This is a genomic window from Phyllobacterium sophorae (assembly GCF_003010965.1).
In the GTDB taxonomy this organism is placed as follows: Bacteria; Pseudomonadota; Alphaproteobacteria; order Rhizobiales; family Rhizobiaceae; genus Phyllobacterium; species Phyllobacterium sophorae.
Genome location: NZ_PGGM01000006.1, coordinates 218,903 through 233,905, shown reverse-complemented (window position 1 = coordinate 233,905; position 15,003 = coordinate 218,903). Strand labels below are relative to the sequence as shown.

Annotated in this window: 13 protein-coding genes; 9 read left to right on the top strand and 4 right to left on the bottom strand. The window is 58.0% G+C overall.

Annotated features, from left to right (window positions below; genetic code table 11):
- Positions 1-82 precede the first annotated feature (82 nt).
- The gene (locus tag CU103_RS15520; protein ID WP_106664940.1) at positions 83-2,278 is read right to left on the bottom strand and encodes a GumC family protein; all 2,196 of its coding nucleotides are present in this window, start codon (positions 2,276-2,278) and stop codon (positions 83-85) included.
- 241 nt (positions 2,279-2,519) lie between these two features.
- Here CU103_RS15520 and CU103_RS15515 point away from each other — a divergent pair, with 241 nt between their 5' ends.
- The 6 genes from CU103_RS15515 to CU103_RS15490 all read left to right on the top strand — a co-directional run bounded on the left by CU103_RS15515 (position 2,520) and on the right by CU103_RS15490 (position 7,996).
- On the top strand, positions 2,520-3,041 hold the full coding sequence (locus CU103_RS15515; RefSeq protein WP_245448834.1) for a polysaccharide biosynthesis/export family protein: 522 nt from the start codon (positions 2,520-2,522) through the stop codon (positions 3,039-3,041).
- A gap of 7 nt (positions 3,042-3,048) precedes the next feature.
- The gene (locus CU103_RS15510) at positions 3,049-4,185 is read left to right on the top strand and encodes a glycosyltransferase family 4 protein (protein WP_106664938.1); all 1,137 of its coding nucleotides are present in this window, start codon (positions 3,049-3,051) and stop codon (positions 4,183-4,185) included.
- An 84-nt stretch (positions 4,186-4,269) separates the two neighbouring features.
- Positions 4,270-5,811 (top strand): undecaprenyl-phosphate glucose phosphotransferase, encoded by a 1,542-nt coding sequence (locus CU103_RS15505; RefSeq protein ID WP_106664937.1) that lies wholly within the window; start codon positions 4,270-4,272, stop codon positions 5,809-5,811.
- On the top strand, positions 5,808-7,112 hold the full coding sequence (locus tag CU103_RS15500; protein ID WP_106664936.1) for an O-antigen ligase family protein: 1,305 nt from the start codon (positions 5,808-5,810) through the stop codon (positions 7,110-7,112). Before CU103_RS15505 ends, CU103_RS15500 begins: the two co-directional genes overlap by 4 nt.
- Positions 7,113-7,360: 248 nt before the next feature.
- A complete protein-coding gene (locus CU103_RS15495) occupies positions 7,361-7,558 on the top strand; it encodes a hypothetical protein (protein WP_146147806.1) in 198 nt (65 codons plus the stop codon).
- Positions 7,559-7,714: 156 nt separating this feature from the next.
- Complete coding sequence (locus tag CU103_RS15490; protein WP_106664934.1) at positions 7,715-7,996, top strand: EAL domain-containing protein; 282 nt, start codon at positions 7,715-7,717, stop codon at positions 7,994-7,996.
- Between the two features lie 4 nt (positions 7,997-8,000).
- On the opposite strand, the gene CU103_RS15485 is transcribed toward CU103_RS15490, so the two are convergent.
- On the bottom strand, positions 8,001-10,166 hold the full coding sequence (locus CU103_RS15485) for a mechanosensitive ion channel family protein (protein WP_106664933.1): 2,166 nt from the start codon (positions 10,164-10,166) through the stop codon (positions 8,001-8,003).
- 351 nt (positions 10,167-10,517) lie between these two features.
- Here CU103_RS15485 and CU103_RS15480 point away from each other — a divergent pair, with 351 nt between their 5' ends.
- A complete protein-coding gene (locus CU103_RS15480) occupies positions 10,518-10,799 on the top strand; it encodes a hypothetical protein (RefSeq protein WP_106665003.1) in 282 nt (93 codons plus the stop codon).
- 143 nt (positions 10,800-10,942) lie between these two features.
- Positions 10,943-12,205, top strand: a complete 1,263-nt coding sequence (locus CU103_RS15475) for a TIGR03862 family flavoprotein (RefSeq protein ID WP_106664932.1) — start codon at positions 10,943-10,945, stop codon at positions 12,203-12,205.
- Positions 12,206-12,270: 65 nt separating this feature from the next.
- Here CU103_RS15475 and CU103_RS15470 read toward each other — a convergent pair whose 3' ends face one another.
- Both CU103_RS15470 and CU103_RS15465 read right to left on the bottom strand, forming a co-directional pair.
- Positions 12,271-13,434: an MFS transporter gene (locus tag CU103_RS15470; RefSeq protein WP_106664931.1), complete on the bottom strand. Its 1,164-nt coding sequence runs from the start codon at positions 13,432-13,434 to the stop codon at positions 12,271-12,273.
- Between the two features lie 170 nt (positions 13,435-13,604).
- The gene (locus CU103_RS15465) at positions 13,605-14,303 is read right to left on the bottom strand and encodes a TetR/AcrR family transcriptional regulator (protein ID WP_106664930.1); all 699 of its coding nucleotides are present in this window, start codon (positions 14,301-14,303) and stop codon (positions 13,605-13,607) included.
- A gap of 196 nt (positions 14,304-14,499) precedes the next feature.
- On the opposite strand from CU103_RS15465, the gene CU103_RS15460 reads away from it, so the two are divergent.
- Positions 14,500-14,988 (top strand): RidA family protein, encoded by a 489-nt coding sequence (locus CU103_RS15460; protein WP_106664929.1) that lies wholly within the window; start codon positions 14,500-14,502, stop codon positions 14,986-14,988.
- Positions 14,989-15,003 lie beyond the last annotated feature (15 nt).

Sequence of the window (15,003 nt, the reverse complement as noted above, 5' to 3'; positions counted from 1 at the left end):
TTGCGCGGCAATCTAGCAGAAGCCGTGTGGTTTAGCATTCAATACAACGGGCGACGTTACCGAGGTGGCCCTGGCGCAAGATTCAGGCCGAGCGGACAACCCTGCCGGCGTCGAGACGCAAGTGTTCCTTGTTGAACGGTGTCAACAATTCCGGCTCGAGCAGCTTGGCGTCAAATACGGCCTTCGCAGTTGCGGCAACGTCAGGATCGTCGGGGTTAACTACCCCGAGAATAAGCTCCGTGCCATCCGCCAGCAAATGCTTCAATTCCGCGACCGTCGCCGGACCACCATCGACCACAACCAGGTCGTAGGCGGATTGCAATGCATTGAGGATCATCGGCAGGCGGCCGACCGACAGCATCGCCTTCGCAGGGTCGTGATTGCCAAGCGGTATGATCTCCGCATGCGAATAGTGATCGGTATGAATGACATCGCTGAAATGCTTCTCGGACACGAGGAGATTGGTGATGCCCGGGAGATTCTTGTCGTCGAGCATCGAACGGCCAATTTCGCCCGAACCCGTCATATCGATGAGAATGACGCGAACGCCGCGGTCGGCCAACTCACGTACGAGCAGGATTGTCAGTGCTGACGCCTCGTCCCCTTCTGGCGAAACGACCACCGCGCGTGCTGCACCGCTTGCCATCAAACGGTCCGCGACATTCGCTACGCCGGAATGATCGGCATGGGCCGACGGCGTTTCGACGATCGGATCAAGCGCTGGCACCGCGATATCGGGGCCGTCAGGCGCATCTTCAGTCAAAATCGTTTGCTCCGGCGCTTCTTCGGTGCCGGTGCTGGCGGAGATTGCCGGCTCGAGGGTATTGCTAGCAACGACCGGCTCTGCGGCCGATTCAACTGGCGAGGGCCGGGTGTAGGCGGGACGCAAGGCCTGGCCACTGAACAGCGCCCGCAACAACGTGCCAATGCTCAAGAGCAGCAGCGACGCGACGAAGGCCGCTATCGTCATCGGTATCTTCTTTGGGAAGTATGGTTCTATCGGGCGATCGGCGCGGGAGAATATACGTGCATCGGCCGGCAAGGAATCGCTCGCTGTCCGGGACGACGCCTCACGGTAGCGGGTCAAATAGGTTTCAAGCAGTTGCCGCTGTGCCGTAGCTTCACGCTCCAGCGCGCGCAGCTCGACCTCTTCCTCACCTGCTTTTGAAGATTGCGCCTTCAACTCATTGAGAGAGCGCGTCAATTCCGTCTCTCGCAAGCGCGCTGTCTGTGCCTCGTTTTCCAGACTGCCGAGCACCTTGCGTGCCTCCAGCCGGATCTGCTGATTGAGATCGGCGAGTTGCGAACGCAGGGCCCGTATGCGCGGATGCCCGCTGAGCAACGCCGCCGATTGGTCGGCTATATCATTGTTGAGTTGCACCTGACGCTCACGCAGACGCTGGATCAAAGGGGAAGCCATGACATCGGGAAGCGTTTCGACCGCAGCACCCTTGGCCAGGGCCGAACGCACACTTTCCGCCTTGGCCTCGCTGGCCGCCTTATTGGCGCGCACGCGCGACAGTTCCGAAGACAGTTCCGAAAGCTGCTGCGTCGCCAGTACAGCGTTGTTCTGGCCGATCAACAGGTCGGAAGAACTGCGATAGGCAGCGACTTTCGCCTCGGCATCCTTTACGCGCTTGCTGAGATCAGCGATTTCCGGTTGCAGCCAGCCGGTGGCATCCTCATTTGATTGGGATTTTGACGCCTGCTGGGTCGCGACATACTCGTCCGCGATCGCATTGGCCACTGAAGCCGCCAATCCGGGATCCTTGGAAGAAAACTGGATGACGATGACGCGGGAATTCTGGACGCTAAAGACCATAAGGCGATCGCGCACCGCCTGCAAAATATAGTCGTCCCTGGCGTCCCCGCCGGGATTGTTGCCAATGTCAACGGCACCCAAAAGCCGCGATAGCGCCGAGGGCTCCGCCCCTGCGGACAATTCCTCAATCTTGCCAAGCTCCAGTTTTGTGATGACCCGTTTCAAAAGATCCGACGAGCCGATAAGCTCCACCTGGCTCTTGATGCCCTCCTGATCAAGTATGGGCCGGTCATCACCCTGCTGATTTGCCGGACGGGTGAAGACAGATTCGCGCGTTTCGATAAGGATTCGGGTTTCACCACGATATTTCGGAGCCACCAGGGACAGGAGCAGAAACGCCAGCGCCGTCAGAAGCAGCGAACCAAGAATGATCCGCAGCTTGTTACGCCACAGGCTGGCGAACAACGCGCCTATATCAATGTCAACATCGTTACCGACAGAGCTCGCCGCAGGCATCCAAAACACTCCAATCCGAATAGCATAATGGTAAAGACCTATGGTAACCAGCGAGTTAAGAACTGTCTGGCCACAACCCTGGCGTGCCGCAATCTGCTTAGTTTCCCGATACTTTACCAGCCATTAACCCTAATGAACTGATAATCCCGGCAAGAATCGACAAAGACTCTCCGCAACTGTTGTTAGGGTTCCAGACGTGTTCAGCAAGCAGATTTTACTGGTGGCCATTGGCGTTCTCGCGATGACGCTTGGCGGATGCGCCAGTTACCGGCCGGCCCCAGCAGCATTCAATGAAGCAATCAACAAACCTTACATGCTCGATGCGGGTGACCGAATCCGGCTGACGGTCTTCGAGCAGGAAGGCATCACCAATACGTACAGCGTTGATCAGGCAGGATATATCTCGGTTCCGCTTATCGGCAGCGTTCCTGCCCGCGGCAAGACCATCCAGCAAATCGAGGCCGACGTGGCAGCCAAGCTACGCAAGGGCTATTTGCGCGATCCGGATGTCGCTGTGGAGATCGACCGCTATCGCCCCATCTTCGTCATGGGGGAAGTCGGCGCAGCCGGCCAGTATTCCTATGTTCCTGGCATGACGGCGCAGAAAGCCATCGCAGCGGCCGGCGGTTTCACTCCGCGGGCGCAACAGAACGACGTTGACATAACCCGCCAGTTCAACGGTGAAAGCCTGACCGGGCGGGTGACAATTTCTGATCAGGTGCTGCCCGGCGACACGGTTTACGTGCGCGAACGCTTCTTCTGATTATTGTATGCCCGACAGCCATTCCCTCCGGATCGTTCATTGCTTTCGCGCCCCGGTTGGCGGGATTTTTCGCCATGTGCGCGATCTCATCGACGCTCAGGTCGCGGCCGGCCACAAGGTTGGCATTATCTGCGATGCATCATCGGGTGGCGATTTCGAAGAATCCATGCTGGGCGAAATGCGTGGCAAGCTCGAGCTTGGACTGGAACGCATCGCCATGCAGCGGCAGATCGGTCCCGGCGATGCGGTGGCGGCGATCCGCACCTACAAGATCATCAAGAAATCGCGGCCGGACGTTCTCCACGGGCATGGCGCCAAAGGTGGCACCTACGCGCGTCTGTTCGGCTCACTGCTGCGGGCATCCGGTTCTCGCGTTGCCCGTTTTTATTCGCCGCATGGCGGTAGCCTTCACTTCGATCTGGCAACGCTGCAGGGGCGGTTCATTTTTTGTGTCGAACGACTTATGGAGCGGATGACCGACCGGATCATTTTCGTTTCGAAGTTCGAACAAGGCGTTTACGCGCGGAAGGTGGGCGAACCCCGATGCGGTCACGCGCTGATCTATAATGGACTGGCGAACCGCGAGTTCGAACCCGTCACACCCGGTCCAGACGCTGCAGACTTCCTTTTCATCGGCGAAATGCGTGCGCTGAAAGGGCCGGACATCTTCATCGATGCTCTCACACGCGGGAGCGCGATGAGCGGGCGGGCGTTGACGGCCGTAATGGTCGGCGACGGCATAGACCGCAACCATTTGATCGAACAAGCCCAAGCAGGACAAATGTCCGGGAACATTCGCTTTCTGATGCCAATGAAGGCGCGCGAAGCGTTCCGGCTCGCGAAAGTGGTGGTCATCCCGTCGCGGGCAGAAGCCCTGCCCTACATCGTGCTTGAAGCGCTCGCCGCTGGACGGCCCGTGATCGCCAGCCAGATCGGAGGAATTCCGGAAATCCTTGGTGAAGCATCTCCCGCCCTCGTAAAACCGGAAGCTGAAAGTCTTTCCGGCGGTATGGTTACCGCAATAAATGATCTGGAAGGCTTTCAGCAATTGCTTCCGGGCACGCAGGTTTTGCGGCAGAAGTTCAGCGTCGAAAATATGGCGATGCGTCTCGAAGCAGAATATTTTGCTGCTCTTGGCCGGTAATTCACGCTGTATTCTTGCTTTCTCTCAAGCTTTTCTTAGTTGATCTGTGCTAGTGAGAAGCCCTTCGACGCTTCAGGATGCATCATGAAAGACAGAAAAGCGGAACACGGTTTTTCGCGCGATGTTGTTCGCAACCTCTCGCCTGATCCTGCAACATTGTCCAGCGCCAAAGCCAAACTGAGCCCGATGGCTCATGCAATCGCCTCGCAATATGCGCGCAATACGAATTCGCCGGTCATGGTTAGCGGTACCATGCGGATTATCGAGTTCATGATCCTGGTTCTGGCCGGGTTTACGGTCTTCCTTATCTATGTCGGCCCCTCCGCGAATGCGCTCTTTCATTATTCCCTTTCGATCGTGACAACGGCGACGCTCAGTGTGCTGCTGCTGGAATTTACGGATAGCTACCAGCTTGCGGTCATACGCGATCCGTTCGGCAAGTTCGGGCGACTGATCCTGATTGTCTCCGGTGCGTTCGCCCTGATGTCGCTGGCCGGGTTTTTTCTAAAGATATCCGAGGATTTTTCGCGCGTCTGGTTTGGTACATGGTTCATCGCTTCACTGATCACCTTCATGGCGTTCCGGCTGGTCATGTCGCGGCTGATCCGGCGCTGGGCCCGCAACGGCAAGATGGAGCGCCGTGCCGTCATTGTCGGCGGTGGCAAACCCGCAGAGGACCTGATCCGTTCGATCGAACAGCAGCCGTATAATGATATCCGCATTTGTGGTGTCTTTGACGATCGTGACGCCAAACGGTCGCCGGCGATCGTTGCGGGATATCCCAAGCTTGGCAATATCGCCGAACTGATCGAATTCGCCCGCATCGCCCATATCGATATGCTGATCGTTTCATTGCCGATCACCGCGGAAGCGCGCGTGCTGTCGCTGCTCAAGAAACTATGGGTGCTGCCGGTCGACATAAGGCTGTCCGCGCACAACAATCACCTGCAGTTCCGGCCCCGCGCCTATTCCTATATCGGCTCCGTCGCGATGATCGACTTGTTCGACAAGCCGATCAACGATTGGGATTCGGTGGCCAAGCGGGCCTTCGACATATTCTTCAGCCTCTTCGGCATTGTGGTCTTCAGCCCAATCATCATCGCCACCGCAATAGCGATCAAGCTTGAGAGCAAGGGCCCCGTCATCTTCAAGCAGCAGCGGCATGGCTTCAACAACGAAATCATCGAAGTCTGGAAATTCCGCTCCATGTACACGGAGATGTGTGATCCCACGGCGCGCAATGCCGTGGTGAAGAATGACCCGCGTGTTACGGGCGTCGGCCGCTTCATTCGCAAGAGTTCGATCGACGAACTGCCGCAATTCTTCAATTCCTTGATGGGGACGCTTTCACTTGTCGGTCCAAGGCCGCATGCGATTGCCGCGCATACACGTAACCTTCTCTACAACGAGGTCGTTGACGGTTACTTTGCCCGCCACCGGGTCAAGCCTGGTGTAACGGGCTGGGCACAAATCAATGGCTGGCGCGGCGAGATCGATTCCGACGACAAGATCAAGAAGCGCACGGAGTTTGACCTGCACTATATCGAGAACTGGTCGCTGTGGTTCGATCTGAAGATCCTGTTCCTGACGCCGATCCGCCTCCTCAACACGGACAATGCCTATTGAGCGCAACGACTGACCAAGGGCGGGATGCCGGCGTCAGTCACGCCGCGAAGAACCGCGCCCTGGTCAAGCTTGTTTCGACGACGGCGGTTGGTTTCGGCGTGTTTCTCAGCGGGTTTGTCATCGACGAACCTGCGCCCTACGAGCTCTATATGGCGGGCCTCATCGGCATTTGGGCACTGTTTGGCCTGCGTCTGTCGCGGACCGTCTCAGTTCTGCTCGCCATTCTTGTCGTCTTCAATATCGGCGGTGTGATTTCAATGGGACAGATGCCAGACCTGAAGACGGCGCCCATGTACATTGCCGTTTCGCTCTTCCTCGGTGTCACGGCGGTTTTCTTCGCGGCAATCATCAACGCCAACCACCGTATCCTGCCGGTTATCTTCAACGCCTATATTCTCGCCGCGGTCTGCACGTCCTTGTTGGGGATACTCGGCTATTTCGATGCCTTTCCCGGCGCTGAAGTTTTCACACGCTATGGCCGCGCCATGGGCGCATTCCAAGATCCTAACGTGTTTGGCCCCTTTCTGATGCTGCCCTTGGCGTGGCTCGTGCACGGCGTACTGGTGGGTGACCTGCGCGCACTTCCCATTCGCCTGATACCCATTCTCATCATCACGCTCGGCATATTCCTTTCCTTCTCGCGAGCGGCATGGGGCATGGCAGCGCTGATCATTGCGGGTCTTGCCTTGCTCCTGTTCGTTAGAAACCCAGACCGGCTGTTTCGGCTGCGGATCATTCTCCTCGCTTGCCTCGCGGTCGTCGTGGTGGTGCTCGCTGTTGTTGTTGCCCTGCAAATTCCGAGCGTCGCCGAACTGTTCACCGCGCGAGCTCAATTGGTCCAGGACTATGACGATGCCCAATTTGGACGCTTCGCACGCCATTGGTACGGCTTGCTGATGTCTATCGATCATCCTTTTGGCATTGGCCCGCTGGAGTTTGGTCCAATCTTCGGCGAGGATACGCACAATATCTGGCTCAAGGCGGCGTTGGACTATGGCTGGATCGGGTTCATCAGCTATTTGACACTGACAATGCTGACGCTGGCGCTGGGTTTGCGCATTCTCTTCCGCGAACGACCCTGGCAACCATTCCTGCTGTGCGCATATCTCGTCTATGTGATGCACGTGGCAATAGGCAATGTCATCGACACCGATCACTGGCGCCACTTCTGGTTGCTGATCGGCATAGTCTGGGGGTGTGCTGCGCTGGAAGTGCGCCACCAGAACCGTCAAAAGTCAACGGAGGTGTTCCCGCCAGAACATGCGCAGCGATCTTGTGATCGTATTGGATCTCATGAGTGAAATATTCAATCGGAGATAGTACGTTTCCAATGTATAATATCCAATCAGTTGAATCCCGCTTAACGGCTCAACCTATGCGTGCTGGCTAAATAGCAAGTTATTTTCATAATATTACTTCGCACGGCCAATCGCTTGGAATTATTTACTGAGCAGAGACGTTCAGAACACCGTGACGGAATGGGTGGGATACGCATTTGACATTTCTGGGAGATGATAATCCGAATTATTCGAAATCGGACGGCGAACTCATGCAGGTGGCACTCGAAGACGCCGCCAAGCGGCTGAATATTACGGATATGACTAATCCTGAATTCGGCACGCTGGCGCGATTTGTGCGGGCGGCGTTCATTATTGGCAACCGCGATTCAGAAGCGATGGCCAAGTTTGCCGTGAATGCCGTATTGACGCGGCGCCGACGTACATCGAGAAACAAACCTGCACCTTGAGTTGACCTGCCAGACCGGACCTTTCCGCCCGGGCCGCCGCGATTCACGACGGAGCGATCGACCGCAGAACTCGATGTTGCCGTCGCAGCCGTCGCCATGCTGCAAAGACTTGGGCACCTTGTCTATCTCGACGATTTCGGCACTGGCTATTGAAGTTTGGCCAATCTTCAACAGCTGAACGTCGACACGATCAAGATCGATCGCGCCTTTACCGGTACGGTCGGAACAGCTTCCGTGAAGGTTTCGATTGTCCCGCAAATCCTCGACATGGCAGACGCCCTCAAGCTCGGCGTCATCGTCGAGGGCATCGAGACCGAGGAACAACGTGATTATTTCGCCGCTGCAGACGTGTCATACGCTGGTCAGGGCTGGTTCATTTCTCCTCCACTGACACTTGCGCAACTTGTAATCTTTCACAAGGAACGCCGAGGCCTGTAACGACCTAGCCTTCCCCCTCGGTTGCTTTCGCCGCTTCTGCAGCCTTCTTGCGAGCCATGGTTTCTCTTGTGGCCGCCGCAACAGCACCGGCAGAATGATCCTCGTTGCCGGCAACCTGAACGGTCGGTGACGCAAATCCGATACCGTTCTCCGCGAACGCTTCGCGTATCATCGCGTATGCACGCCGCCGGATGGTGGATTGGTGGCCGGGTTTCGTCATCATGGCAAAGCTGAGGTTGATGCCATAATCGCCGAAAGCCTCAACGCCCTTCATTTTTACCGTTTCGATGATTTGCGGGCCGAATTCCTCATCTTCGAGCAGCGCGGCACCAACGCCCTTCACCAGCTTTTTGACCTTGGCGATATCCGTGTCGTAATTCACCGAAATCAGGAATTTGTCGATGACCCAGTCCCGGCTCATGTTCTGCACGGCACCCAGGGTACCGAACGGAACGGTGAAGATCGGACCGCGATGGTGGCGCAGTTTGACAGAGCGTATGCTGAAGGATTCGACGGTTCCCTTGTAACTGCCGCTCTGGATATATTCCCCCACGCGAAACGCATCATCGGTCATATAGAACACGCCGCTGATGATGTCCCTGACCAGCGCCTGCGAGCCGAAGCCGATAGCAACGCCGAATATGCCGGCGCCGGCAATCAATGGACCGATCGCCACGCCAAGCCCGGACAAAACCATCATGACGGCGATGGCGGCGATCAGCACGGCCAGGAAATTGCGCAGGATCGGCAGCAGGGTCATCAGCCGTCCGCTGCGGGCCAGCGCGGCTTCGTCGCCGCCTTCGATGCGGGCGCGCTCGATGCGCTGATTGATGAGGCCCTTGACCATATGCCAGATCAGATCCGCGGCAAGCAGGATCACCACGCCGCTCAGTACGCCGCGGATGATCCGGCTGGCAGCCTCGTCCTCCATCAATCCGCTTGCACGCAAGCGAATGACTGCGGCGAGCCAAGCCGCCGCGAGCGCGATGATGACCACCCTTACCCCACGCTCTATGAGGACTTCGAAGACCGGATTCCTGGGCTTTGCCTGATCATCAGGGCCAGAGAAGAACGACTTCACGATCGTGCTGGTTGACTTCAAAATCGGTGGCAGGATGAGCGCATAGATGCCGACCCACAACGCCCCGCTCATGCCGGCGACCCACAACAACCAGAGCAGGCACAGATAGAATGTGAGCAGCCACTCCTTGACGCGGTAGGCTCTTGAAGCAATGGGGGCTTCAGGGCGGTTCCATACGGTTTCGAGTGCAACCGCCAGAAGCCCAAGGCCGATGAAGTAGACGATCAGGCTCTTGACGTTGGGTGTGAAATTGAGTGCGGTCATCACTCTCGCAGCCGCCCATCCCGTCAAGAAGATGCCTGTGAACAAGGCAACGCGCCGATACCAGAAGCCGGCCATCACATCATCCATCGGAATGAGACGCATTTTGCCGTGCTCACCTGCCGGTGATTGCCCGCGATGAAATCCCAGGAGAATGGCGGTCAACCGCGTGATCACGCGCCAGGCAATCAGGCCGACAAGCATGGGAAGGACAAGCATGGCCAGCAGCGGGGGCCAGGTGAAAGCAAGAAACGCACCGATGCTGGCCAAAGCAAAGACCACCAAGGGTGCGATGGCTGCGAAGATCGACCGGCCGATCACGTGATGCCGTGCGGGCGTGCCTCCCTCGACCGCATCGGGTGTAACGTTCCGCCGTATCGCCTGGCTGACCAGTCGCCGGAAGACAAATTCGGCGCCGAAGCCGAGGGCCGCAAATGCGCCGAACAGGAGCAGGATTGCTCCCGGACCTCTCCCGTTGATCTCGGTCATTATCGTGGAGCTTGCCCCCGAAAACTCGGCAGGAATTGCCGGAACGGCTTGCCCCAGTCCCCGCAAATGCGCTCGAACGGCGTTCGACCAAAGCATAATCTCATCCGCTGCAGGGGCGGCCGGAGTCTCCGCCGCCTGCGGCGCACCCTTTGCGGTGATCCAGGCTTTGACATCCGGATCGTCCAACAGCTTCAGGAGCTGTTCGACCTTTTCAGGAGGGGGTGATGACACTGCGGTCTGTGCTTGTGAAACCGCTATACAGCCAAATACGAGAGCCAAGCCGAGTGCAAACAGGACGCTCGCCTTGATGGTGATGTCCCGGATCGCCGCAGTATTCATTCGTTTTGCCCCTGAAAGACTCTTTTACTTACTATGCCCTCAAAATTCTGCGCCGTCCCAAGAATAAATCACACACAATCTACCCGAGCGGGTCCAGAATTATCCGCCAATGCGGCTTTGGCTGGCAAGGGAGGCCAGCCATCAATAACCGGACCCGCTCAGGTGAGGCAACAGGAGGGAGGCACCCCATTGCCCCGCCAAATGTTGGTGCAAAATATTTGCCGCGTCAAAGCTGTTACAGTAACATCGTTGCAATGATTGCCACGGCAAAGCATGCTGCAACGCATAATGGGTTTCCATTCAGGACCGGTACTATTTTGCGTGCCTGCGCAACATCTCGATGGGGTCAGCATGAAGTATATCCTCCCCGCTCTTCTGGTTTTTCTGTGCGCCAGCGATGTTGCGTCCGCCCAATCAGCACAGACGAACATGCTTGAACGCAGGACCGCCAGAGCAATCCGCAATGCGGGTTTCTGGTGCGATCAGGTCTCCAACGCGCAAGTCGACAAAGTGTTGTCGTCGATGGGGCCGACAGTTGTCCGTGTGACGTGCGACGACAGGACACGGTTCGAGCAGTACAAGCTCACCATGACCAAAGACAACAAGATCGCCAAGATCGAGGTCTGGAAATAAGCGGATGGGTGATGGCTGATCTGGGGCTCCCGATCGCCGGAAAGTATCTTCACCGGCTATTGTCACGCTGATCAAGTTGCCTTGCACTTCATGCCCGCGCAGGCCATGACTTGGCCGAACGAGTTCGGTGGTCAGGCAGCCCTATGAAAACAAAACAGGTCGGAATTATCGGTGGCGGGCCCGCGGGCCTCATGGCGGCGGAGGTTCTATCCTCCAGCGGACATTCCGTGACAGTCTATGACAGCATGCCGACGGTAAGCCGCAAGTTTCTGCTTGCGGGGAAGTCGGGCCTTAACATCACTCATGCCGAGGATTATGCGCGCTTCGTGCAACGCTTCGGCCCCGCCGCACAGCGCTTGCGCCCTGCCCTTGACGCCTTCACGCCGGATGATGTGCGCAACTGGGCGACCGGACTTGGCACGGAGACTTTCGTCGGATCCTCCGGCCGCGTCTTTCCAAGGGTCATGAAGGCTTCGCCGCTTCTGCGTGCCTGGCTTGGCAGGCTCGAAGGGCGCGGTGTCAAGCTGCTGACCCGGCATCGATGGACGGGTTTTGCCGAGAACGGTTACGCGTTCGACACTCCTGCCGGGTCAAAGACCGTCCAATGCGATGCGGTGCTGCTGGCACTTGGTGGTGCAAGCTGGCCTCGGCTGGGATCCGACGGAGCCTGGATGTCCTGGTTGCGCGACAAGGGTGTCGAGGTCAGCGCATTCCGACCTGCAAATTGTGGTTTCGATATCGAGTGGACCGCAATGTTGCGGGATCGGTTCGCCGGCGAGCCGGTGAAATCGGTGACTGCTTCATCGGACGCGGGTGTATTTCCTGGCGAACTCGTCGTAACACGGGACGGCATTGAGGGCGGCCTCGTCTATGCGCACGCTGCGAGTTTGCGCGACCGTCTTGAAACAGAGGGCAAGGCGGCGCTCATACTCGACCTTATGCCCGGGAGAACCGCGGAACGGCTGGCAAGGGACCTCGCGCGGCAAGACGGCAAGGCAAGTTTCTCCAGTCGTATCCGCAAGGGGGCGAGCATTGAAGGCGTAAAAGCTGCGCTCTTGCGGGAGTTCGGAAGTGACGCTGATCTTGCCGATCCGGAACGCCTTTCCCAGCTTATCAAAGCTTTGCCGGTCCCGGTTCTGCGGCCGCGCCCTATCGAAGAGGCTATTTCATCGGCGGGCGGCGTTGATTGGAACGCCGTTGATGGCGGATACATGTTGAAGACGATCCCAGGCGTTTTTGTCGCCGGGGAGATGCTTGACTGGGAAGCGCCGACCGGAGGCTATCTCCTTACTGCCTGCTTTGCCACCGGCCGAGCGGCGGCACAAGGCATCGATGCATGGTTACAGGGTCAATCCGCACCCGACTTCGCAAGTAATAATCAACAAACCGGAGACGGCTATCGTTGAACGCGCCCGTCGCGCCGCAAACAGGCGATTTGGACGGGTCCGGATATGCGGCACGGGCAAGTGCTTCAATCACGCCTCTCCGCCATCAGAAACACCGCCAGTACACAGCATAACAGGCCAAGGGACAATGGCAGCCCCTGATGTCCGATCAGTTGCATCGTCAGTCCAGTCGCGGGCGAGCCGACAATGCCGCCGAATCCCCAGACCAGCGCAAACGCTGCGTTGCCGGCGATCAAGGCCCGACCGGCGAAACGCTCGCCGAGTTGGATCAATGTCATGGTGTAGATCCCGAACGAAACCCCGCCCAAGACGAAGACGAGCGGCCAGATGAGCCACGAGTGGAAGAAAGCCGACAGAGCCAGGCAACCGGCCAGCGAAGTCAGGGCACAGAACAGCATGATCCGCGTCGAGCCGAACCGGTCGGCCAGCCGCCCGAGCAAAATCTGCAGCGCGGCATCGCCTGCGATGAAACAGGCGATCAGCGAAGCGGTGCGACTTTCGGAGCTGCCCAGCGCGGCGCCGTAGACCGCGAACAACGAAATCAGGGTCTGCTCGAAAGCGGCTGCGGCAAAAACCGCAAACAACAGGAGCGGCGCCAGTGCGAAGAAGCCGCCGACCGATGTTGCCTGGCCTTCGTGCGGCATCTGCGGCAGGCGCGGAACGACGGCAAGCACAATCAGACCGCAAAGAAGCAGAGCCATGACGGCGATTATGAAGGGCGGCCACCCTTCCGTGCCGACCAGGCCAAGCGACAACGGACCGATAGCGAAGCCGCCCGAAACGATTGCTGAATAGAGGCCCATGATGCGGCCCCGGCGCGACGCGGGCGTGATCGAGATCAGCCAGGTTTCGCTGATCACATAAGGCGGTTTGGTGAAGAATCCGAGCAGGAAACGCAGCGGCATCCAGGCCCAGACATCCTGCGTCCAGGCAATCGCAACCAGGGTGGCTGCTGCCAGGATCGAACACAGGATGGCCAGCCGCGCCTCGCCCACGCGCCGCGCCAGCGCCGGTGTGAAGTACGCCGATACGATGAAGCCCAGTGGCATCATCGCTGCCGACAGGCCGATCAGGCTGGGTGATGTGCCTTGGCGCTCGAGGATGAAACTGAGCAGCGGATAGGTCACCCCGGCCGCCACCGCGCCCAACGTGACGGTCGCGATGAGGCCCGCCATTGCTGCCAACGGAACCCGATACTCTCGCTGTGATGTCGTGCTTTCGGCAGTCATGTGGATTTCGAAACAGCCTCTATTTGAATGAAGCCGGACTTTGCAGTATCCAAACGGTGCCGTACTTAAACTCTCCCAAATAGTTCCAAAAACTTCTAAAACCGGCGGACCGGATGCAATCGCGTTGAGTCTCGCCTTTTACTCATTTGCGTGGGAGAGGAAGGAAGAGTTCATTGTCGTGGCGAGAGGCCATCAAGCACGAAGTCGAGTCCCTTCCGGAAGGCGCCATCCCAATCATTGTCCAACAGCAGACGAGTGCGTTCGATTGTCGGGTAGCGTTCGCTGAGATGCTCAAGGCGCTGCTGCGCGGCGGCCCTGTCGTCGTCCGAGCGGTCGAAGCTCGCCCGGGTGATGGTGGCGCCCATCACATAGTTCCACAGCGACCATATCGCGACGTTCAGATCTGCGTCCGCTACACCGGCTCTGGACAAGGTCTTGCCCAACAGTTCCAGGCGGTTGAGGATGTTCTGGCCGAGTGCCCGGCGCGGCAACAGCGCTGCCGACCAGGGATGGCGTAGCATGCTCGCACGCCAGTCTTCGAGCATATGAACGGCTTCGCCGCGCCAGTCTTGAGACTCAACTGTTTGCGGCGATCCGCGATATTCGAGCACTGAATCGAGTGCCAGATCAAAGACCTGCTCTTTGTTGTCGACGTGCCAATACAGGCTCATCGCGCCGGAGCCGACGCGATCGGCCAACTTGCGCATCGTCAATCCCTCGACCCCTTGGGCGTCCAGCATTTCTACCGCGGTCGCCACGATACGTTCCAGAGACAGAGGCGTTTCACTTCGTGGTTCCTGCACGGATTGAAGTGACACACCTATCCGTTGAGACCGTTTGCCCTGAGCGCCGCTACGTTTGGCTGCCATCCGTCTTCCTTGCTGACCAGAAATGTCGATTTAAGCCGACAATGCGACGAATGTCGATCCTGACCGATTGACTCGTACGGCGTACGATGCGATTGAATCGTACGCCGTACGAGTCAATCGCATCGGCTATGATTAAAGATCAATCCTGCCGGCACGAAGGTACGTTGCTCGCAGTCCGCAGAGCCAAGAGAAAATCATGTCACGCGCAACCAAGCATCTGCTCATCGGAGGGCTAATATTCATGACCATGGGAGTTCCCACTGCGACAACAGCGAATGAGAATGATCTCAAGCTGACCATCGTCAATCCAAAAAACCTCTACGATCCGTCGCCTAATGGCTACAGCACGGCGGTGATAGTGCCCAGCGGAGGCCAAGTGGCCTACATCTCCGGACAAGGCGGCCAAGATAGCACGGGAGCTCTGTCGCCCGACTTCGCCGCGCAGGTCAAGCAGGCTTATGCCAATCTGCGCACTGCGCTTGAGGGGCTTGGTGCGAAACCGGATCAGGTCGCCAAGCTCACGGTCTACGTGGTCAATCACGATATGTCCAAGCTTGAGATTTTGACCCGGAACGTCAAGGAAATGTTCGGTGACGCGCTGCCGGCGCAGACTCTGATTCCCGTTCCCAAGCTTGCCGTTGACCCCATGCTCTTCGAGGTGGAGGCCGTGGTCTTGCTTGACTAGCCGGACCGCGCTCTT